The following is a 20,462-nucleotide window of genomic DNA, read 5'->3' on the forward strand; positions in this document are numbered from 1 at the left end:
GCTGTAGTCGCGCTGCGTCCGCTTGATCCCTTGCCCCACTTGCCACCTCTTCGATTCGTCGAAAAAGTGTCAACCTATTTCAGGACGGGTCATGGTCCAGCAAAAAGCCGCCTTCGGGCGGCTTTTTCATTTCTCGGGGGAAGGATGGATGAATCGATGGTTTCAGGCGAATCCATTGCAGTGCTTGTCGAGCGCATCAGCGGCGTGGTCGACGACATCAAGGAAATGAAGGGGAAGGTCGACGCGATGCATGTCGTGCATACGCGCGTGGCCAACCTCGAGCGAGATGTTGTCGCAGTCGATCGCAAGGCAGATGTAGCTCTCGGAAAGACGGACCGGATCGACGATGCGCTCGACGAGCTGCGGAAGGTGGAACTCGAACCGATCAAGGTGGAAATCGCAGGTGCTCGGCGCGCTTGGAAATGGGTTGCCAGCTTGGGAAGTCTTCTGTTCCTCGCTGCTGGCGGCCTGTACTCGCAATGGCACCCGTGGGCCGACGATATCGCGAAAGCGAAGGATGCCCGAGACGCGCAGCTCGCGCGCTTGCAAGACAAGGCGGCCACCGACCAGCAGAGCAACGACCGTCGGCTGACGGTGCTCGAATTCCGCGTAGGCAATGTTGACGGGAAGACCAACAAATGACGCCCGATATCCTTGCGAGCGCGCTCCAGATCCCGCTCGAGCGAGCGACGCCGTGGGCCGACCCGCTTACGGCCGCGATGGCGCTCTATGCGATCGATTCGGCGGCACGCCAGGCAGCGTTCCTCGCTCAGTGCGGTCACGAGTGCGGCCGGTTCCTCTGGCTGCGCGAGATATGGGGGCCGACGCCCGCACAGCGTGCGTATGAGCCGCCGTCCGCGAAGGCTGCCGAACTGGGCAACACGCAGCCGGGTGACGGCTTCCGGTACCGCGGTGGCGGCCTGCTGCAGATCACCGGCTGCTACAACTTCCGTGTCATGGGCCAGAAGATCGGCGTCGACCTGGAAGGCAACCCGGACCAGATAAGCACGCCGTCGGTCGCTGTGCTCGCATCGGCCCAGTTCTGGGCGGACAACGCGCTCAGCGCTCTCGCCGACGCCGGCGACTTCCTCTCGATCAGCCGCGCAATCAACCTGGGCAATCCACGCTCAGCTGCCACGCCGAACGGCATGGCCGACCGCCTGGCGCTTTGGGATAGCTGTAAAGCTGCCCTCGGCGCCTCAACTTGACCCGCCGCGATTGCGGCATTTCTGGAGGTAGTTCCACATGAACCCGTGGATGAAGTTCCTTGCGGCCGTCCTGCTCTTCGGTGCATGGCTGGCGCTCGTGCTGCTGCATTTCGTGCCGGCGCAATCCCTGGTCGATGCGATCGGATACACCCTGGCCGGCCTCGGCATCTACCACGCGACGATCGGCCCGGTTGCAAAGCCGATGATCGCAGCCCTGGTCGAAGGCGACGCCACTCCGGCAATGGCCGCCGCATCCGTGGATACGGTACCGCGCGCCGAGGCGCAACCCGCGCCGGTTTCGGCTGCTCAGAAAGCGGCGCCGGCGCCGACGATCCAGTGATCCGCGGCGTCTTCCTGGTTGCCGGGTGCCTGGCTCTGGCCGGCTGCTCGTCGCTCGAGTATGCCGGCATCGCGCGCTACGAGATCGGGCCCACCACCGACCCGGGAGGCACGCCGACGGGCTGCTGCGTGCTGCGCGTCTGGAACGGCAAGCAGATGGCCACCGTTGACGCGCAATTCCAGCACACGTCGCCCGACACCTACAGCATCACGCTCCACGAGACCGACGTTCAGGCCTTCGCGGGGCAAGCCACCGCGGCGGCTGCCGCATCCGACGCCGTCGGCGCCGCCGCAACAGCGGCCGCCGCGGCAGTGAAGACCCTCCCGTAAGGAAACCACCTCATGAAGATGAAAATGCTGCTCGCGGCAGGCGTTGCCGCATCCATGCTCCTGCTCGCCGCGTGCGGGAGCGTTCCGAAACAGACGCCGGCGCAGGTCGCGGCGAACGTCTGTCCGCTGCTGACCGCCGAGCTTGACACGCTGTCGACGGCTGGCTTGTTCACCGGCGGAGCTGCCGACACGCTGAACGAGAAGATCGGGCCGGCCGTCGATGCCGTCTGCCAAGCCGGCGCGACGGTGACGCAGGTCAACGTGCAGACGCTCTCGTCGGCGGCCGCGCCGCTGCTGATCGGGATCGTGAAGGCATCCAGCATACCGGCCGACCAGAAGACGACGGCGATCCTGGCGATCGGGACCGTGAAGGGGCTGATCGATACGGCCTTCCCGATGGCGGCGGCCACCACGCCGGCCAGCTCGGCGGCCGCCGCCGCGAGCGCGCCGCAATGAAGCCGCTGCGCGTCGCGTTGAGCGGCTCGGGCTTCCGCCTCGGCGCGCACGTTGGCGCGCTGCAGGCGATCGTCGACGCTGGCTACACCGTCATCGAGATCGCCGGCACGTCCGGCGGCTCGATCGTCGCGGCGCTGTTCGCCGCCGGCGTGCCGCTTTCCGACATGCGCCGCCTGGCGATGGAAACCGACTGGTCGCCGATGATGCGCTTTTCGGCCTGGTCGATGCTGCGGCACCGGGCGCTCTGCAGCGGCGACCGGCTGCTGGCGTTTCTGGTCGAGGTCACCGGGGGCCTCACGTTCGCGCAGCTCGACGTCGACCTGAAGGTCATCGCGTCCGACTTGCTGACCGAGCGGGAATTTCAGTTCTCGCGCGATCGCACGCCCGATGTGCCGATTGCGCTGGCCGCGCGCGCCAGCGCGTCGATCCCGTTCGTTTTCGCGCCGGTCGAGGCCGGCGGCGCGCTGCTGGTCGACGGCGGCACGACCGACAACATGCCGGTCAGCGACTTGGTTGTCGATCGGGTGCCGCGTTTCGGTGTCTTCCTCCGCTCTGACGATAAGGATCTGCCGCACGGGCGCAACTACGGGCTGCGCGTGCTGGCGCCTCGGATCATCGACCTGATGCTGGCGTCGAACGAAACGGCTCGGATGGCGGCGGACCGGCAGAGCGGGGCGACTATCGTCGACGTGCCGACTGGCTATGCAAGCTCGTTCGACCGCAACATGGCGCTGGCCATCCGGCAGCGCCTCTATGATGATGGCTACTCGGTCGTCAGTAACGCTTTCGACGCTTGATATTACAACCCTGGGCGCCCGATGATACGAGCGCCAGCCAATGGTTGCCTTTTATTCGGGAAGAGTCTTAGCTCCGGTCGCTAGAAGCTGAATGATGTCTGCGATATCGAAGGTATTGATTGGCCTGCCGAAAGCCTCGGCCTGATCACGGCGAGGAGTCGTAGCAGAAGGTCTAGCGCCTCGATATTTCAAAGTTTCAAATAGCACAAAAGCATCGGCTTTAAAGCGTCGCTCATAGTCTTGCATCATCTCTTGGGAAGCCCTACTGATTCTATCTCCTTCGTCTCTCCAATTTGCCCGGTTAACCTCATCCGACACGGTCCTATCGAATCTGAAATTGTTTTTACTTGACTTTTGTTTGTACGTGTCAAGTACGGTTTGGATTTCGGACGCCATGTTGATCGCGCAACTTCTTAGTTCTGAGTTGCTCATAGCCGCATACCGATGTTTCCCCGGCTCGTCGAAGCCTAGCATTCGTCGATATTCCGAGACTTTTTTCTGTAGTTCAGCGACCGAATCTTGATCCCTGGCGATCTGTTCTTTATATCCGTCAATACGTTCGTCTCGTGCATCTAGTTGAGTCTTAAGGCCATCGTATTTTGAGGTTCCGAGTAACCGACCCAGCGTGAAGCCAGCAATTGCACCTACCACCAGCGTTGTGATCATCGCGGCGGTGTTGGAAACAAAAAGCGGCCCCGTGCTATCGATCCATGCTTTAAGCCAATCCGGCATATGTCCCTCAGTCTGTTGGGCAACGCAAAAAAGCCCGCACGAGGCGGGCAATTCGCTGGAGTGTCCCCGTAGGTCAATTAGACACTACTTGGACACACCATTAGACATGCCTGCAAAGGCTTGTCTTAAACCATTGATTCCTTTGGTCGGAGCGATAGGATTCGAACCTACGACCACCTGCACAATTCTGACCTAGCTACCCTTCAATGAAAGGAGGCCAGCAGTGACGCTAGGACGGACACCGCCACTCGTAGTACACGGATGACTAGCCGTGCAACCAGCGAGGGGATTATAGCAAGACCAGCTTGCCGCGGAGTCTACTCGGTGACGCATGCTGAAGCAATTCAACAACATCGAGACAGAGAGCATATGCTCAGAGGCGTTGTTCGTGGGGGAACTTACTTCTGCTTTCTTTCAAATTCAATGATCGCCCGCAGTTCGTCGGACGTGAACCGTCCCTCAAGTATGACCTTGCTGCGGTACCATTCTGGGCAATCTCGTAGGTCGTCCCAATCGATGTAGCCTTCGGCTTGGTTGAGAATTGCGCGTGCGGTCTGCTCATCCATAGTGTTCCCTTGTAGACAGTAGCTGCGCAGCGATCGGAAGACCGTTGCGCGAAATTCACAGCTACTTGGGAGACGCCATTTGTCCGGGTTCGTGTTCTGAAAAACAACGAAAATGTCCGGGGGCATATCTGGGGGCATACAAGAAAAACGAACTGGAAAAAGTGCATGTAAATCAATAGGTCATGCTTCCAGTATGATGCCGGCCTCAGCACCACCCCCCCGTTTGCATTCCTCGTTCTGATTCCCCCGTTTCCCGCCCGATGCCGCGCAGCCCGAATCCGCCGCGCGGCGCGCGTGCTCACGTCTTGCGCGAGCTGGTCAGCACCGTCTGCACGATCACCGCGATCAGCAGGAACACGCCGCTGGCGAGGTTCTGGTAGTAGGGGCTCAGGGTGCCGACCTGGTTGATCACGTTCTGGATCACGCCGAGCAGCAGCACGCCGGCCAGCGGCCCCGCCATGGTGCCGACGCCGCCGGTGAGCAGCACGCCGCCGATCACGGCCGCCGCGATCGACTGCAGCTCGTAGCCGCTGCCCGCGCCCGACAGGCCCGAGTCCAGGTGCGAGGCCAGCAGCGCGCCGGCCAGGCCCGCCAGCGCCCCGCTCAGCCCGTAGGTGAGGATCTTCACGCGCTCGACGCGCACGCCGAGCATGCGCGCCGCTTCCTCGTTGCCGCCGATCGCGAACAGGGCCGAGCCATAGGGCGTGGCGTTCAGCACCACGGCGCCGATCAGGTAGGCCAGCACCAGCAGCCAGATCAGCGAGCTGACGCCGAGGATCGAGCCGTTGGCGATCTGCGTGAAGAAGCCGGGATTCTCGATCAGCAGGTCCTGGCTGGCCAGTACCAGGGCGAGGCCCTTGAGGCCGAGCAGGGCGGCCAGCGTGACGATGAAGGGCGCCATGCGCGCCCGCGCGATCAGCACGCCGTTGACCAGCCCGACCACCAGCCCCGCGACGATCGGCGCGAGCATCGCCGCGCCCCAGCCATAGGGCGCCGCGTAGGCGGCGATCACGGTGCCGAGCCCGACCATCGAGCCGACCGACAGGTCGAAGCCGCCCATGATGATCACCAGGCTCTGGCCGATCGCGATCAGGCCGAGGAAAGAACCTGCGGAGACGATGTCCGCCAGGTTGGCGGGACGCAGGAAATCGGGAAAGACCGCGCCGGACACCGCGCAGACCAGCACCAGGATGCCGATCGCGCCGCGCGACTGGATCAGCCCGAGCAGGCGTGCGCGGCGTGCCTTGCCGGCGCGCAGCGGCGCGGTGTACGGCGGCGGGGAGCCGGGGGCGGGCGTGTCGACGCGCGCGGGCGGCGCGCCGTTGCGATCGAGGTCGGTGCGCGCGTTCATTCAGCCTCCCTGGCGCTGCAGGTAGAGCGCGACGACGATGAACACGGCCTTGAGGATCTGCGCATAGGTGAAGCTGACGTTGTTCATGATGAAGCTGGCATCGAGCACCTGCAGCAGCAGCACGCCGAACACGGTGCCGACGATCGAGATGCGGCCGCCCGAGAGCGGCGTGCCGCCGATCACCGAGGCGGCGATCGCGTCGAGTTCGAAGTTCACGCCGACGTAGTTCGGGTCGGACGCACCGAGCCGGGCCGAGGCGAACACGCCGGCCAGGCCCGCCAGCGTGCCGCTGGCGGCATAGACCAGGAACAGCGTGCGGCGCACCGGGATTCCGGCGAGATAGGCCGCGGCGCGGCTCGCGCCGATCAGCACGGTGTAGCGGCCGAAGGTGGTGTGCTGGACCACCAGCATCACCAGCACGGCCAGCGCGAGCGCGATCAGCATCACCACCGGCAGCGGGCCGAGCGAGCCGGTGCCGAGCAGGTCGAAGGCATCGGCGCCCGGCAGGCTCACGCGCGAGCCGCCCACCAGGGCCTGCGCGAGCCCGCGCGCGGCGACCAGCAACGCCAGCCCCGAGATCAGCGGATCGATGCGCAGGATCGAGACCAACGCGCCGTTGAAGAGGCCCACCAGCAGGCCTGCCGCGATGCCGGCCGCGATCGCCGTGCCGGTGCCGGCATCGAGGCAGACCGCCAGGGTCGCGCTGGCCAGCGCCATCACCGAGCCGACCGACAGGTCGATGCCGCGCGTGGCGATCGCGAGGTTCTGGCCGAGCGCGATCAGCACCACCGGCGCGGCCTCGAACAGCAGGCTGCGCGCGGCGAGCGGATTGGAGAAGCCGGGCGTGATGGCCAGGTTGATCAGCACCAGCAGCGCGAGCGCCACGTAGACGCTGTGGTCGCGCGCCCAGATCAGCGCGGCATGGCCGGCCGCGTTGCCGGCCGGACGTTGCACGGGAGAGTTCGACAGGCTCAAGCGATCCTCGCGAGTGGGTTGGAGCAGCCCGGCGCGGAGCCGGACATGGCGATCGAAGTGACGATGGAAGCGGCGATGCGCATGGCGGTCCGCCGGCCGGCGCGGCGAGCGCGCATCACGGCCGGTTCATCCTCGGCGAGGCGCATCGTCGGGCGCGAGCTCGCCGGCATCGACGTCGCGCGGCTCGTCCTGGGCGCTGCGCGCGAGGATCGCCAGCACGTCGTCGGAGCTGGCGCCGCGCGTCTCCAGCGAGCCGGTGGTCACGCCCTCGTTGAGCACCACCAGGCGATCGGTCAGCTCCAGCAGTTCCTCCATCTCGGAGGAGGTCACCACCACCGCGAGCCCGTCGTCGGCCAGGCCCCGCACCACGCGATGCACCTCCTCCTTGGCGCCGACGTCGATGCCGCGCGTCGGGTCGTCGAGCAGCAGCACGCTGGGATGGGTGGACAGGCAGCGCGCGATCAGCACCTTCTGCTGGTTGCCGCCGGACAGCGTGGAGATCGGCGCGCCGGGCCCGGCGGTCTTGATGCCGAGCGCCTCGATGTAGCGGGCCACCAGTTCGTCCTGGCGGCGCGTCGAGATGAAGCCGAAGCGCGAGATGCGCGGCAGCACCGAAGCCACCAGGTTGTCGCGCACCGACAGGCGCGGAAAGATGCCTTCGGAGCGGCGGTCCTCGGACAGGAAGGCCAGGCCGCGCTCGATCGAGCGGGCCGGCACGGCATGACGCAGCGGCTGGCCGTCGCCGACGCGCACCTCGCCGCCCTCGGCCTTCTGTGCGCCGAACACGGCCTTGAAGGTCTCGGTGCGGCCCGAGCCGAGCAGCCCGGCGAGCCCGACGATTTCCTTCGGCGCGATGCGCAGCGAGACGTCGCGCACCCGCGTGCGCCAGCGCAGGCGCTCGACCTGCAGGGCGGGCGCGGCCTGCGTGGTGCAGGCGGCTGCGGGCCGCTCGACGCGGCCGCCATGGCCCTTGCCCTCGCGGCCCAGCATCGCGGCGATCAGGGCCGCGCGCGGCAGCTCGGCGGGCGTGCCGGTCTTCACGATCGCGCCGTCGCGCATCACCGTGAAGCGGTCGCAGAGCCGGTAGCATTCGGACAGCCGGTGGCTGACGAACAGCAGGGCGATGCCGTCGGCGCGCAGCCGCTCGACCACCCCGAACAGCACCTCGACCTCGGCCCCCGACAGTGCCGAGGTGGGTTCGTCGAGGATCAGCACGCGCGCGCCGAGCGACACGCCGCGCGCGATCGACACCATCTGCTGCTCGCCGAGCCCGAGCGCGCTGAGCTTGGCGGCCGGGTCCACGCTCAGGCCGTAGCGCTGCACGATCTCGCCGGCCAGCGCGTTCATGCGGCGCCGATCGATCAGCAGACCGAAGCGTCGCGGCTCGTGGCCGATGAAGATGTTCTCGGCCACGCTGCGTTCGGGTATCAGGTTGATTTCCTGGTAGACCGCGCTCACGCCCCGGCGCTGCGCGTCGCGCGGCGAGGCGAAGGCGACCGGCTCGCCGTCGAGGTGGACCGCGCCCTCGTCGAGCGGATGAAAGCCGGTCAGCACCTTGATCAGCGTCGATTTGCCGGCACCGTTCTCGCCGATCAGGCCATGCACCTCGCCGGCGCGCAGCGTCAGCGAGACGTCGCGCAGCGCGCGCACCACGCCGAAGGTCTTGGACGCGTGACGCGTCTCGAGCACGACCCGGCCCGCCTCGCGGGCGGGCCCGGCGGCCGTGCTTGATGAGGCCGCTGCTGTCTTGGCCGGGTCGTTCATCGCGGGGCCTCCGGGGCGTGATGGCGGGAGCGGGCGGGGCGTCAGTACACGGCGCCGGCGTCGAGCGACTGCTTGGCGTTGCTCTTGTCGTAGAGCGCGTCCTTCATGATCTGCTTCTGCGGCACGGGCTTGCCGGCGAACCAGTCGGACAGCGACTGGATGGCGAGCGGCCCGAAGCGCGGATTGGTCTCGACGTCGGCCGCCACGGTGCCGGCCGAGATGTCGCGCACCACGTCCTTGGTGCCGTCGATCGAGACGATCGTCACGCCCTTGAGCTTGCCGGCCTGGCGCAGCGCGGTGATCGCGCCCAGCGTCATCACGTCGGCATGCGTGTAGACGGCGTTGACGTCGGGATGCGAGAGCAGGATCTGCTCCATCACCTTCTGCGCCTCGGTGGTCGACCAGTTGGCGGTCTGCGCGGCGGCGATCTTCATGTTCGGGTACTTCTTGAGCCCTTCGGCGAAGCCGTCGGTGCGCTGGCTTTCCACCGTGTTGCCGTAGCCGCCCTGGATCTCGGCGATCACCGCCTTGCCGCCGGTGGCGTCGGCCAGCGCCTGCGCGGCGCGGCGGCCCTGCTCGAAGAAGTCGGAGCCGAGGAAGGTGATGAAGTCCTCGCAGAAGGTGCCGGCGGTCTGGCGGTCGATGGTGACCACCGGGATACCCTTGGCCTTGGCCTGCGCGAAGGCCGGTTGCAGGCCCGTGGAGTTGTTCGGCGCCACGATCAGCGCCTGCGCGCCCTGGTTGATCATGCTCTGGATGTCCGACACCTGCTTGGCCGGGTTGTTGTTCGCGTTGGTGTAGAGCAGGCGCTTGACGCCGGCGGCCTTGGCGGCGGCGCGCACCGAGGCGGTCTCGGTGGCGCGGAACGGATTCTGTTCGTTTTCCGACTGCGAGAAGCCCACCACCAGGTCGCCCAGCTTGAGGCTGCCCGGTTTCGGGTTGGTGCAGGTCTCGTTCGAGCTGTTGCCGACCTTCTGCGCGGCGGTGTCCTGCGCGAGCGCGGCGGCCGACCACGCGCCGGCCAGGCACAGCGCCAGGGTGACGAGATTGCGATGCAGCGAAGCAGTTGACATGCTTGTCTCCGTTTCTTGTTGACCCAACACGTTTCACGACGAGGTGTGGTTGGCGCCTCCGGCGCCGGCGATCGAATTAATATTAACAGTCATGAATTAAAAATATTACTTCGGGTATCCCCGAGGTCGGCGGCCGGTTCCGCTCCCGGTTCCGCCCCGGTTTCGGCGCCTGCCGGCGCGCCCACCGAGCCGCGCTCGATCAGCGGCCCGTCGAGCTTGACGGTGCGCTGCCGGAACGGCGCGCCGGCATCGCGGTTCTCGTGCTCCTGCAGCAGCGTCTCCACCGCCCAGCGGCCCAGCTCGTAGTTCGGCAGCACCACGGTGGTGAGCGGCGGGTGCGTGTGGCGGGCGATTTCCTGGTCGTCGTAGCCCATCACCGAGACGTCCTCCGGCACGCGCAGGCCGAGCTGCTTGAGCGCCTCGATCGCGCCGATCGCGGTCAGGTCGTTGGCGCAGAAGATCGCGGTGGGCGGATGCGGCTCCTTCATCAGCGACAGCGTGTGCTCGAAGCCCTTGCCCGAGCTCCAGTCGCCGTCGCGCACCAGATTCGGGTCGAAGCGCAGGTCGGCGGTGGCCAGCGCCTGGCGGTAGCCCTTGAGCCGGTCCTTGGCCGCGTCCTGCCAGGTTTCGCCGTTGATGAAGGCGATCCGGCGATGGCCCGCGGCGGTCAGGTACTCGGTGGCGGTATGGCCGCCGGCCACCTCGGCCGGCACCACCGAGGACAGCGGCCGCTCGCTGCTGTAGCAGTTCAGCAGCACGGTGGGCACCTTGAGCAGGGCGGCGGGCACCGTCACCTTGCGGGTATAGACCGTCGCATAGATCACCCCCAGCACGTTCGGGCTCGACAGCGCCTGCTGCAGCACCCGCTGCTCGATCTCGGCATTGCCGTGGGTGGAGTACACCGCCAGCAGGCAGCCGTTGTTCCAGGCCGCGTCGCGCGCGCCGTCGATGCTGACCACCGGGTGCGGGCTGGTCGAGATCTCGTCGGCGATGTAGACGATCTGGTGGCGTTCGCCGGGCGCGGCCGGCGCGCTGGCACGGGTCGGCAACTGGTAGCCGAGTTCCTCGGCGGTCTTGAGCACCTTCTGGCGCGTGTCGTCGGAGAACTTGGCGCCGACCGCGCCGTTCAGCACGAGCGACACCGTGGATTGCGATACGCCGGTGATCTTGGCGATATCGGTCATGGTCGGACGGCGCTGGGTCGATTTTTTCATTCGGGAGCTAAGGCGGGATACGGGGGCGCATCGTCTGCGCCGTTCATTGACGAATTATTAGTAATAAATTGACGGAAATGCAATGCCTATGCGACGCTGCTGCGGTGCGGGCAGGCCCGGGCGTCCAGCTCGATCAGGATGCCAGCTCGACCGCCAACCTGCCGTCATGGGAGTCATCGTCTTGAATAGCCGGCCCGAAGCCTCGTCGTTACCCTCCCCCTCGTGTTCCCTGATCGCGCCCGCGGCCTCGCGGGCCTCGTCCCGGCCCGTCCGCGAGCGGCCCGAGGATCCCGGGCTGCTGGTGCTGAGCGAGGGCGCGCGGCGCGTGCTGGTGGCGCCGGCGCTGGGCGGCTCGCTGGCCGGGTTCTACGACGAGACGCCGGCCGGGCCGGTGCACTGGCTGCGCCCGACCGGGCAGGCCGCGCTCGACAGCGGCGATCCCCTGCTGCTGGCCAGTTTCCCGCTGATGCCGTATTGCAACCGGATTCGCGACGGGCGATTCCGTTTCGAGGGACGGGAGTGGCGGTTGCCGATGGGCGACGGCGCGTTGCGCCATGCGCTGCACGGCCATGCCTGGCAGCGGCCCTGGCAGGTGATCGAGCAGGACGACGCGGGCGTCGAGCTGGCCTTCGAGTATGAGCCGGAAGCCGGCGCGGGCACCGAGCAGCATCCCGGCTGGCCGTTTCGTTATGCCGCCACGCAGCGCATCGAGCTCGGCCCGCTGGGCCTGAAGCTGACGCTCGCGGCGCGCAATCTCGACAGCCGGCCGATGCCGTTCGGCTTCGGCCATCATCCTTACTATCCGCGCGGCGCGAGCACGCAGATCCGCACCGAGGTGGCGGCGATGTGGCATAGCGACGGCGAATTGCTGCCGGTCTCGCTCGGCGCCGATCCGGCGGTCGAGGCGCTCGCACGCGGCGTGGCCGTCGAGGCGGTGCCGCGCGACAACAACTTCGTCGGCTGGCGCCGCGAGACCGTGATCGACTGGCCGGAGGAGCGGCGCCGGCTGACCATGCGCGCCGATGCGCCGCTCGACTGCTTCGTGCTCTATTCGCCGCGCGGCGAGGCCTTCTTCTGCGCCGAGCCGGTCAGCAACACCACCGACTGGCTCAATCTCGACCTGCCGGAAGGCGCGCGCGGCGGCTGCGTGCTGGCACCGGGCGAAACCATCGAGGCGAGCATCGTCTGGTTGCCGGAACGGGATGTCTGAGCGGGAACGTCGGGGAACGCGGGAAGGGGAGGCAAAAAGATGCGCGGCGCACCGCCTTACGGCAATGCACCGCGCCATGCGCAATCAGAAAATGTGCGCGATCAGGTAGATCACGATCAGGAGCCCGATCGGCACGCCCAACAACCAGGCGATCAGGTATTTACCCATCTCGGTCCTCCTCGTGCGGCGCGGCTTCACCGCTTCGGTGTGCCGCGCCCGTCAGTCGTTTACAGCGTACGGTCGAAGTCGTTCAGTTGCTTGTCCACTTCGTCGCGCGCGATGCCATAGCGTTCCTGGATCCGGCCCGCCAGGTATTCACGGTTGCCGTCCAGTACCTTCAGGTCGTCGTCGGTGAGCTTGCCCCACTTGGCCTTGAGCTTGCCCGCGAGTTGCTTCCACTGACCCTTGATCTTGTCTTCGTTCATGATGCGTTCCTCCCTTGAGGGTTGCCGGATGTCGGCGCCGCGAGGGCGGCGCTGTCGGTTACGCCTGCTGGTTCAGCCCTGCATTAGCCCTGCGACTTCAGGCCCGAGTCGTCCACCTGCTTGACGCCCTTCACGGCCTTGGTGACGGCCACCGCCTTCTTCACGGCGATCTTCGAGGGCAGCACGCCGGTCAGCGTCACCACGCCGTCCACGGTCTTCACGTCGACTTCCGTGCTCTTCACGCCCTTGGTGGTGGCCAACTGGGCCTTCACCTTGGTGGTGATCCAGGTATCGCTGACCGGCTGGTCCGACTTCATCGCGCTGTTGCTGTCGGCCGCGGAAGCCTGCGCGTAGGCGGCCGGCATGCCGGCGGTGCCCAGCAGCAGGGCAGCACTGACGGTGAGGATCGAAGCCAGGGTGGTCTTGTTGGTGTTGTTCATGATGTCGTTCTCCGTTGAGTGGATGATGTCGTCGTTGACGATAATGATCGATTCGAGTGCCGATTCCGCGTTACCCGCGCGGCGGGTCGGGAATCGGCGTCACGGGCGGCAACCCCGGCGGCGGCACGGGCACATCCGGTTGCGGCTTGCCGGGCAGGTCGCGCCCGGGCAAGGGATCGCCCGGTGGCGGCTGCGGCTCGATCGGCTGCGGATCGGGCGTGGTATGGAGTTTCATTGCCTGTCTCCTTCACGGGAGTCGGAGTCAGGTCAGAATACGAAGATCCACGTGCCGCCAACAGGGCCAAATGCACGGGGCTTTCTAGTGCGTTTGCCCTGAGCGGCGCCGTCACGTTTTGTTACCGGTCGGCGGCGCGCGGGACCCGCTGGGTCGGTCGCAGCCGCGCCGCGTCGGGCCGCGCCGCCGGTAAGCATTTGTGTCGGCAAGGTTGCGGGCGCAACTTTTTGGCGAGGTGCGGGGACCGGGCGCCTGGCTCATCATCGAGACTTTTTCTCTATCGAGGAGTGCTGCGCATGAAGAATTCACCGCAGAAGGTCACCGTGGTCGGCCTGGGCGCGATCGGCGGCCTGCTGGCCGCGGCGCTGGCGCGCGCGGGCTGGTCGGTCGCGGCGCTGGCGCGCGGCCATACGCTGGCCGCGCTGCGAGACGACGGCCTGACGATCGTCGACGAGCAGGGCGCGGTGAGCCGCACACCGCTGCGTGCCACTGACGACGCGCGCGAGCTCGGCGAGCAGGACTACCTGGTGATCGCCCTCAAGGCCCAGGCGCTGCCCGCGCTGGCGCCGAGCCTTGCGCCGCTGGTGGGCCCGCGCACCACCATCGTGACGGCCATGAACGGGCTGCCCTGGTGGTTCATGCATGGGATCGGCGGCGCGTTCGACGGCCGCTCGCTGGAGGCGGTCGACCCGGGCGGCGCGATCGCCGCCGTGTTGCCGCCGGCGCAGTCGATCGGCTGCGTGGTGCACCTCTCGTCGTCCACCGATGCGCCGGGCGTGGTGCGGCGCGTGGCCGGCAACCGCCTGTTCGTCGGCGCGCCGGACGCGGCGCGCGCGGCGGCGGCCCGGGTGCTCGCCGAGGCGCTCGTCGAGGGCGGTTTCGAGGTGGAGACGTCGGCCGAAATCCGGACCGCGATCTGGGTGAAGCTGTGGGGCAACATGAACATGAACCCGCTCAGCGCGCTGACCGGCTCGACCACGGCCGGGCTGCTCGACGATCCCCATACCCATGCGCTGGCGCTGAGCATGATGGACGAGGCCGCCGCGGTGGGCGAGAGGCTCGGCCTGTCGACCGGCATCAGCAGCGTCGAGCGGACCGCGATCACGCGCAGGCTCGGCGCGTTCCGCACCTCGATGCTGCAGGATTTCGAGGCGGGCCGCCCGCTCGAGATCGAGCCGATCCTGGGCGTGTTTCCGGAACTGGGCCGCGCGCTCGGCGTGTCGACGCCGTTCTGCGACGCGGTGCTCGGGCTGCTGCGCCAGCGTGCGCGCAACAGCGGGTTGTAAGCGGAAGGGCGTAGGGAGGCGCTGCTTGCCGGCGCCGCTCGATCGCGCGTGTCGGCGGGCGGTGCCGCCTGGCTGCTGGCGGCGCTCGACTGCCGAGGCGCGGCGAGACGCGCAGGAGCGCAAGTCGCGCTGAAACGCAGCCGGCCATCGAGCGGCGGATGGCGGGAGAGGCCTGGTTGAGATCCGGTGCGGCGGCGAGATGGCGGCAAGGCGGCTTGCCGCCGCTCGCGCGCTACTCGATCCGCTCCCGCGTATGGGCGATCAGCTTGTCGAGCGCCCGCTCCAGCGCGCCGCGCTCGTTCTCGGTCAAGCGCTCGGCCAGCTCGGCGTTCCAGCGCCGCGCGAGCGTCATGATCCGGCGGTTCAGCGCGGCGCCCTCGCGCGTGAGCGCGATCACCACCACGCGGCCGTCCTCGTCGCTGGTCGTGCGCGACAGCAGGCCCTGCAGGATCAGCGCCTCCGCGGCGCGGCTGGCCTGGCTCTTGTCGAGATGCGTGTGACGCGCGAGTTCCATGATCGAAAACGGCCCGAAGGCGCCGACCGAGCTGATCACGCGCGCCTCCGGCAGGGTGATGCCGAGCTTGTCGCGATACAGCTCGCCGATCGCGCGATCGGTGAGCTTGTTGATCGTGTGCAGGCGCTGCGTCAGAAACTGGTCGAGTCCGGCTTGGCTGCCTTTCATGGCGGTTCCTGAAGGATGGTCGGCGGCCCGATTGTTCCCGGATCGCCGGGCGCGGTCAACCGCGGTCGACCGGGATCAACGTGCCGCTGCCGCCGCGGCGTCGCTGCGGCGGCCCAAGCGCAGCCGCGCCAGTTGCTCGGCCTGGTCGGCCAGCAGCCGGGCGGCGTCGCGGATCGCCACCTCGAGCGTAATCGGTCCCGGCGCGGGCGAAAAGCAGCCGTCGAAATGTTCTGACAATTGCGGCAGCGCCGCCGGGTCGACCGCGCCCGACAGCAGGCTGGCCGGCACGCCGGCCGCGGCCGCGTGGCGGCAGGCGATGAAGGGCGCCTTGCCGTGCAGGGTCTGGCCGTCCGAGCGTCCCTCGCCGGTGATCAGCCAGTGTGCGCCGTCCAGCGCGGCGTCGAGGCCGACCTGGCGCGCCACCACCTCGGCGCCCGGCTCGAAGCTCGCGCCCAGCAGGTGCAGCGCGAAGCCCAGGCCGCCCGCCGCACCCGCGCCCGGCAATTCGCGTACCTGGCGGCCGAGCGCGGCTTCGGCCAGATCGGCGTAATGCGAGAGCGCGGCGTCGAGCGGGGCGACCTGCTCGGGGCGCACGCCCTTCTGCGGGCCGAAGACGGCGGTGGCGCCATGCTCGCCGGTGAGCGGATTGTCGACGTCGGACATGCCGACGAAGCGGCTTTGCGCGAGCCGCGGATCGAGCCCCGAGGTATCGAGCCGGGCGATCGTCGCGAGCCGCTCGGGCGTCGGCTCGATCTCGCGGCCCTCGGCGTCGAGCGCGCGCAGGCCGAGCCCGGCCAGCAGGCCCGCGCCGGCGTCGTTGGTGCTGCTGCCGCCGAGCGCCACGAAGAAGCTGCGCACGCCCTCGTCGAGCAACTGGCGGATCGCCTCGCCCATGCCGCGCGTGCTGCGCGCCTCCACCGGCACCGCCATGCCGACCGGATCGGTGATGCCGACGACCTCGGCGGTCTCGATGATCGCGGTATGCGCGTCGACCAGGCCGGCGGCCGCCTCGCGCGGCGCGAGCGAGGCACCGGGCACCGCCAGGGTGCGGCGCGTGCCGCCGTGCGCGAGCATCGCGTCGAGCGTGCCCTCGCCGCCGTCGGCCATCGGGCAGCCGCGCACGATCGCGTCGGGCCGCGCGCGGCGCAGGCCGGCCGCGATCGCGTCCGTTACCTGTTGCGCGGACAAGGATCCCTTGAACGAATCGGGCGCAATGACGACGACAGGCGCGGACGGGAAGGGCTGCATGGTGTCTCCGGTGGGATATTCGGTTGGGGTCGCAACGTTCGCCGCGGCTGCGGCCGGGTTGCGATCGAGGTGCCCGCGACGCTGGCGCGTGGTGCCGAGCCGGGCAGACGCGAGCTTAACAGGGCTGCGGCGCGCGGCGAATAGGCGGGACGGTATGACCGGAATCGAGGCGCGCGGCGCGCGCTTTGCGCGCGAGGGCGCAATCTGGCGGCTTGGGGAAAATAGTTTGCTAGAATAGTCGATTCTTCCGGCCAAAGCCGTGCTTTTCAAGCCGCAGGCGCCGCGCTCCGCAAGGCGGGGCGGTGCCGACGAATGGGAACGGCGGCGAGGCGATGACCAATGGGACTATCGCGTCGCGAGGCGGGCACGGCAAGGAAAACCGATTCGCTCGAATAATTTTAGGACGATTGAAGCCATGGCTAACGTTGTTGAAAACCTCGGCAAGCTCGAACGCCGTGTGACGATTTCCCTGCCCAAGGAAGTCGTGCAGAAGGAGATCGACGCCCGTATCCAGAAACTCGCGAAGAACGTGCGCATGCCGGGCTTCCGCCCGGGCAAGGTGCCGCTCAAGATGGTCGCGCAACAATACGCTGGCCAGGTCGAGGCGGAAGTGCTGAGCGACAAGATCGGCCAGGAGTTCTTCGAAGTCAGCCGCACCGAGAACCTGCGCGTGGCAGGCCAGCCGAGCTTCGCGCCGAAGGCCGAGGCGGCTGCCGACGCTTACGCGTTCGATGCGACCTTCGAGGTTTACCCGGAAGTGAAGATCGGCGATCTGGCCACCGCTGAGGTCGAGCGCTCGACCACCAGCATCGGCGACGCCGAGATCGATCGCACCCTGGACATCCTGCGCAAGCAGCGCGTGCACTTCCACGCTCGCGGCGAAGGCGGCGAGCATGGCGACGGCGGCGCGGAGACGGCTGCCCAGAACGGCGACCGCGTGACGGTCGACTTCGTCGGCAAGATCGACGACGTCGCCTTCCCGGGCGGCACCGCCGAGGACTTCCCGTTCGTGCTCGGCGAAGGCCGCATGCTGCCGGAATTCGAGACGGCCGCGCTGGGCCTGAAGGTCGGCGAGGCTCGCGAGTTCGACCTGACCTTCCCCGAGGACTATCACGGCAAGGACGTGGCCGGCAAGACGGCGAAGTTCACGGTCACGATGAAGAAGGTCGAGTGGCCGCACCTGCCGGAAATCGACGGTGAGTTCGCCAAGACGCTCGGCATCGAGGACGGCGACACCGCCAAGATGCGCAACGAGATCAAGGAAAACCTGGAGCGCGAAGCCAAGCGCCGCACCCAGTCGCTGGTCAAGAACCAAGTGATGGACGCGGTCCTGAAGATCTCGGAGCTGGACGTGCCGAACGCGCTGGTCGAGCAGGACCAGCAGCGCCTGGTTGAAATGGCTCGCCAGGATCTTGCGCAACGCGGCGTGCCCAACGCGGCGAATGCCCCGATCCCGGTCGAGATGTTCAAGGAGCAGGCCGAGCGCCGCGTCAAGCTGGGCCTGGTGATCGCCGAGCTGGTCAAGGCCAACGGCCTGGAAGCGAAGCCCGAGCAGATCCGTGCCGAAGTCGACGAGTTCGCGAAGAGCTACGAAGACCCGAAGGAAGTGGTCCGCTGGTATTATTCGAACCAGCAGCGCCTGGCCGAAATGGAAGCGTTCGTCGTTGAAAGCAACGTCGTCGACTTCGTGCTCGGCAAGGCGAAGGTGACGGACAAGGAAGTGAGCTTCGAGGCACTGGCCAGCGCATCCGCGCAGGCTTAAGCGTCGTTTCAGCGGCGTGCCGGCTGTCGGAGCGACGGCCCGCACGCCGTTTTTGCGTCGAGGGCCGGCCCGAGGCCGGCCGGCGACGCGAAACTTCGTGCCGGCGGTCCTTTCTTCCGTTCAACATTCATTTCGGACAAGGCTCATTGCATGATCAATCGCGCAGAATTGCTGGATACGCTGGCTTCCCATGCTCCGCAGGATTTCGAGACGAAGGCGCTCGGGCTGGTGCCGATCGTGGTCGAGACCAGCGGCCGCGGCGAGCGTTCGTACGACATCTACTCGCGTCTGCTCAAGGAGCGGATCGTGTTCATGGTCGGCGAAGTGAACGACCAGACCGCGAACCTGGTGGTCGCGCAGCTGCTGTTCCTCGAGAGTGAAAACCCGGACAAGGACATCAGCCTGTACATCAACAGCCCGGGCGGTTCGGTCTCGGCGGGCCTGGCGATCTACGACACGATGCAGTTCATCAAACCGGACGTGTCGACGCTGTGCATGGGCCTGGCGGCCAGCATGGGCGCCTTCCTGCTGTCCTCGGGCGCCAAGGGCAAGCGCTACGCGCTGCCCAACGCGCGCGTGATGATCCACCAGCCGCTGGGCGGCGCGCGTGGCCAGGCCTCGGACATCGAGATCCAGGCGCGCGAGATCCTGTACCTGCGCGAGCGCCTGAACAAGATCCTGGCCGACAACACCGGCCAGGACGTCGAGCGGATCGCGCGCGACACGGATCGTGATAATTTCATGTCCAGCGACGATGCCAAGGCTTACGGCCTGATCGACCACGTGACGGCCAAGCGTCCGTAATCCCAGCAAACGGGGTGCCGCCCTAAAACGGGCGGCGCCTCGCGCCTCGAGCATCTGCGGCAAGACCAGCGCGGCCGGCCAATACCCATGGCGACGTCATGGGCGGCTGGCCAAACGGCGTATTATGTAACTCGTGTGTCCGGAGGCTCATACATCCATGGCGGACAAAAAAGGTTCGAACAGCGAAAAGCTGTTGTATTGCTCGTTCTGCGGGAAAAGCCAGCATGAGGTGAAGAAACTCATCGCCGGCCCGTCGGTGTTCATCTGCGATGAGTGCATCGACCTCTGCAACGAAATCATCCGCGACGAGGCCGCCGCATCCGGGGTCGAAGCCAGTCTGTCGAAATCGGACTTGCCGAGCCCGCAGGAAATCCGCGAGATCCTCGATCAGTACGTGATCGGCCAGGAGCGCGCGAAGAAGATCCTCGCGGTGGCCGTCTACAACCACTACAAGCGTCTCAAGCATCTCGACAAGAAGGACGAGGTCGAGCTCTCGAAGAGCAACATCCTGCTGATCGGGCCGACCGGCTCGGGCAAGACGCTGCTCGCGCAGACCCTGGCTCGCCTGTTGAACGTGCCCTTCGTGATCGCCGACGCGACCACGCTGACCGAAGCCGGCTACGTGGGCGAGGATGTCGAGAACATCATCCAGAAGCTGCTGCAGAACTGCAATTACGAGGTCGACAAGGCCCAGCGCGGGATCGTCTACATCGACGAGATCGACAAGATCAGCCGCAAGTCGGACAACCCCTCGATCACCCGCGACGTGTCGGGCGAGGGCGTCCAGCAGGCGCTGCTCAAGCTGGTCGAGGGCACCATGGCCTCGGTGCCGCCGCAAGGCGGGCGCAAGCATCCGAACCAGGATTTCATCCAGGTCGACACGACCAACATCCTGTTCATCTGCGGCGGCGCGTTCGACGGCCTGGAGAAGGTCATCACCGATCGCACCGAAAAGACCGGCATCGGCTTCGGCGCCTCGGTGAAGAGCAAGCAGGAGCGCGATTCGGGCGAGGTGCTGCGCGAGGTCGAGCCGGAAGACCTGATCAAATTCGGGTTGATTCCCGAGCTGATCGGCCGTCTGCCGGTGGTCGCCACGCTCGGCAAGCTCGACGAGGCCGCCCTGATGAAGATCCTGGTCGAGCCGAAGAACGCGCTGGTCAAGCAGTACCAGAAGCTGTTCGCGATGGAGCGCGTGGAGCTGGAACTGCGCCCCGACGCGCTGCAGGCGGTGGCCCGCAAGGCGATCCGCCGCAAGACCGGGGCGCGCGGACTGCGCTCGATCATCGAGCAGGCGCTGCTCGACGTGATGTACGAATTGCCGACCCTGAAGGGGGTGAGCAAGGTCATCATCGACGACAACGTGATCGATGGCGACGGCAAGCCCTTGCTGATCTACGAGGACACGCCAAAAGTGGCGGGTTCGAATTGATCGGCTTGACTGTCTGAGGAAGCAAAAAAGCCGTTCATGGCGTCGTGAACGGCTTTTTTTCGTTTAGTCTTGTGGGTAACACTGACTTTCCGCTGCACGGCGACTTTTTTACCGAATATTTCCCACGCGCTGAAGG

General features: G+C 66.9%; 23 protein-coding genes. 11 read left to right on the forward strand and 12 right to left on the reverse strand.

The window, feature by feature from the left end:
- The 6 genes from FB600_RS35335 to FB600_RS35360 form a co-directional block, all read left to right on the forward strand.
- Positions 1-642 (forward strand): hypothetical protein (locus tag FB600_RS35335; RefSeq protein WP_222432931.1); only part of this gene is annotated, 642 nt, incomplete at its 5' end.
- On the forward strand, positions 639-1,208 hold the full coding sequence (locus tag FB600_RS35340) for a glycoside hydrolase family 19 protein (protein WP_145758203.1): 570 nt from the start codon (positions 639-641) through the stop codon (positions 1,206-1,208). The genes FB600_RS35335 and FB600_RS35340, both read left to right, overlap by 4 nt.
- Before the next feature lie 37 nt (positions 1,209-1,245).
- Complete coding sequence (locus FB600_RS35345) at positions 1,246-1,548, forward strand: hypothetical protein (protein WP_145758202.1); 303 nt, start codon at positions 1,246-1,248, stop codon at positions 1,546-1,548.
- A complete protein-coding gene (locus FB600_RS35350) occupies positions 1,545-1,877 on the forward strand; it encodes a hypothetical protein (protein ID WP_145758201.1) in 333 nt (110 codons plus the stop codon). The genes FB600_RS35345 and FB600_RS35350 overlap by 4 nt, the downstream gene beginning before the upstream one ends.
- Before the next feature lie 24 nt (positions 1,878-1,901).
- Positions 1,902-2,333 carry a hypothetical protein gene (locus tag FB600_RS35355; protein ID WP_145758200.1) on the forward strand — a complete coding sequence of 144 codons (432 nt, stop codon included), beginning with the start codon at positions 1,902-1,904 and terminating at the stop codon, positions 2,331-2,333.
- Positions 2,330-3,130: a patatin-like phospholipase family protein gene (locus FB600_RS35360; RefSeq protein ID WP_145758199.1), complete on the forward strand. Its 801-nt coding sequence runs from the start codon at positions 2,330-2,332 to the stop codon at positions 3,128-3,130. Before FB600_RS35355 ends, FB600_RS35360 begins: the two co-directional genes overlap by 4 nt.
- 51 nt (positions 3,131-3,181) lie before the next feature.
- On the opposite strand, the gene FB600_RS35365 is transcribed toward FB600_RS35360, so the two are convergent.
- The 7 genes from FB600_RS35365 to FB600_RS35390 form a co-directional block, all read right to left on the reverse strand.
- Positions 3,182-3,862 carry a hypothetical protein gene (locus FB600_RS35365; protein WP_145758198.1) on the reverse strand — a complete coding sequence of 227 codons (681 nt, stop codon included), beginning with the start codon at positions 3,860-3,862 and terminating at the stop codon, positions 3,182-3,184.
- Between the two features lie 398 nt (positions 3,863-4,260).
- Positions 4,261-4,428 carry a hypothetical protein gene (locus FB600_RS37435; protein WP_186467898.1) on the reverse strand — a complete coding sequence of 56 codons (168 nt, stop codon included), beginning with the start codon at positions 4,426-4,428 and terminating at the stop codon, positions 4,261-4,263.
- Between the two features lie 298 nt (positions 4,429-4,726).
- On the reverse strand, positions 4,727-5,779 hold the full coding sequence (locus FB600_RS35370; RefSeq protein WP_244112440.1) for an ABC transporter permease: 1,053 nt from the start codon (positions 5,777-5,779) through the stop codon (positions 4,727-4,729).
- Positions 5,780-6,733: an ABC transporter permease gene (locus FB600_RS35375; RefSeq protein ID WP_227743898.1), complete on the reverse strand. Its 954-nt coding sequence runs from the start codon at positions 6,731-6,733 to the stop codon at positions 5,780-5,782.
- A gap of 147 nt (positions 6,734-6,880) precedes the next feature.
- Positions 6,881-8,518: a sugar ABC transporter ATP-binding protein gene (locus FB600_RS35380; protein ID WP_105821318.1), complete on the reverse strand. Its 1,638-nt coding sequence runs from the start codon at positions 8,516-8,518 to the stop codon at positions 6,881-6,883.
- A 41-nt stretch (positions 8,519-8,559) separates the two neighbouring features.
- The gene (locus FB600_RS35385) at positions 8,560-9,591 is read right to left on the reverse strand and encodes an ABC transporter substrate-binding protein (protein ID WP_096748690.1); all 1,032 of its coding nucleotides are present in this window, start codon (positions 9,589-9,591) and stop codon (positions 8,560-8,562) included.
- 89 nt (positions 9,592-9,680) lie between these two features.
- Positions 9,681-10,805 (reverse strand): LacI family DNA-binding transcriptional regulator, encoded by a 1,125-nt coding sequence (locus FB600_RS35390; RefSeq protein ID WP_096748691.1) that lies wholly within the window; start codon positions 10,803-10,805, stop codon positions 9,681-9,683.
- Between the two features lie 181 nt (positions 10,806-10,986).
- Here FB600_RS35390 and FB600_RS35395 point away from each other — a divergent pair, with 181 nt between their 5' ends.
- On the forward strand, positions 10,987-12,015 hold the full coding sequence (locus FB600_RS35395; protein ID WP_315898363.1) for an aldose 1-epimerase: 1,029 nt from the start codon (positions 10,987-10,989) through the stop codon (positions 12,013-12,015).
- A 227-nt stretch (positions 12,016-12,242) separates the two neighbouring features.
- Here the strand turns inward: FB600_RS35395 and FB600_RS35400 are convergent, their stop codons facing one another.
- The 3 genes from FB600_RS35400 to FB600_RS37440 form a co-directional block, all read right to left on the reverse strand.
- Positions 12,243-12,440 (reverse strand): CsbD family protein, encoded by a 198-nt coding sequence (locus FB600_RS35400; RefSeq protein ID WP_013698354.1) that lies wholly within the window; start codon positions 12,438-12,440, stop codon positions 12,243-12,245.
- An 83-nt stretch (positions 12,441-12,523) separates the two neighbouring features.
- A complete protein-coding gene (locus FB600_RS35405; RefSeq protein WP_145758196.1) occupies positions 12,524-12,880 on the reverse strand; it encodes a BON domain-containing protein in 357 nt (118 codons plus the stop codon).
- Between the two features lie 70 nt (positions 12,881-12,950).
- Complete coding sequence (locus tag FB600_RS37440) at positions 12,951-13,115, reverse strand: hypothetical protein (protein ID WP_164465580.1); 165 nt, start codon at positions 13,113-13,115, stop codon at positions 12,951-12,953.
- A 296-nt stretch (positions 13,116-13,411) separates the two neighbouring features.
- Here FB600_RS37440 and FB600_RS35410 point away from each other — a divergent pair, with 296 nt between their 5' ends.
- The gene (locus FB600_RS35410; RefSeq protein ID WP_145758195.1) at positions 13,412-14,401 is read left to right on the forward strand and encodes a 2-dehydropantoate 2-reductase; all 990 of its coding nucleotides are present in this window, start codon (positions 13,412-13,414) and stop codon (positions 14,399-14,401) included.
- A gap of 232 nt (positions 14,402-14,633) precedes the next feature.
- Here the strand turns inward: FB600_RS35410 and FB600_RS35415 are convergent, their stop codons facing one another.
- A complete protein-coding gene (locus FB600_RS35415) occupies positions 14,634-15,083 on the reverse strand; it encodes a MarR family winged helix-turn-helix transcriptional regulator (protein ID WP_013698351.1) in 450 nt (149 codons plus the stop codon).
- A gap of 75 nt (positions 15,084-15,158) precedes the next feature.
- Entirely contained in the window at positions 15,159-16,331 is a 1,173-nt protein-coding gene (locus FB600_RS35420) for a glycerate kinase (protein WP_096748692.1), read from the reverse strand.
- A gap of 415 nt (positions 16,332-16,746) precedes the next feature.
- Between FB600_RS35420 and tig the strand changes: the two genes are divergently transcribed.
- From tig to clpX, 3 genes are all read left to right on the forward strand, one after another.
- Positions 16,747-18,093 (forward strand): trigger factor, encoded by a 1,347-nt coding sequence (gene tig, locus FB600_RS35425; protein WP_036051213.1) that lies wholly within the window; start codon positions 16,747-16,749, stop codon positions 18,091-18,093.
- Positions 18,094-18,243: 150 nt separating this feature from the next.
- Entirely contained in the window at positions 18,244-18,897 is a 654-nt protein-coding gene (clpP, locus tag FB600_RS35430; protein ID WP_013698348.1) for an ATP-dependent Clp endopeptidase proteolytic subunit ClpP, read from the forward strand.
- A gap of 157 nt (positions 18,898-19,054) precedes the next feature.
- Positions 19,055-20,326 carry an ATP-dependent Clp protease ATP-binding subunit ClpX gene (clpX, locus tag FB600_RS35435; RefSeq protein ID WP_013698347.1) on the forward strand — a complete coding sequence of 424 codons (1,272 nt, stop codon included), beginning with the start codon at positions 19,055-19,057 and terminating at the stop codon, positions 20,324-20,326.
- Positions 20,327-20,462 lie beyond the last annotated feature (136 nt).

The organism is Burkholderia sp. SJZ089 (assembly GCF_007828315.1).
GTDB lineage: Bacteria > Pseudomonadota > Gammaproteobacteria > Burkholderiales > Burkholderiaceae > Burkholderia > Burkholderia gladioli.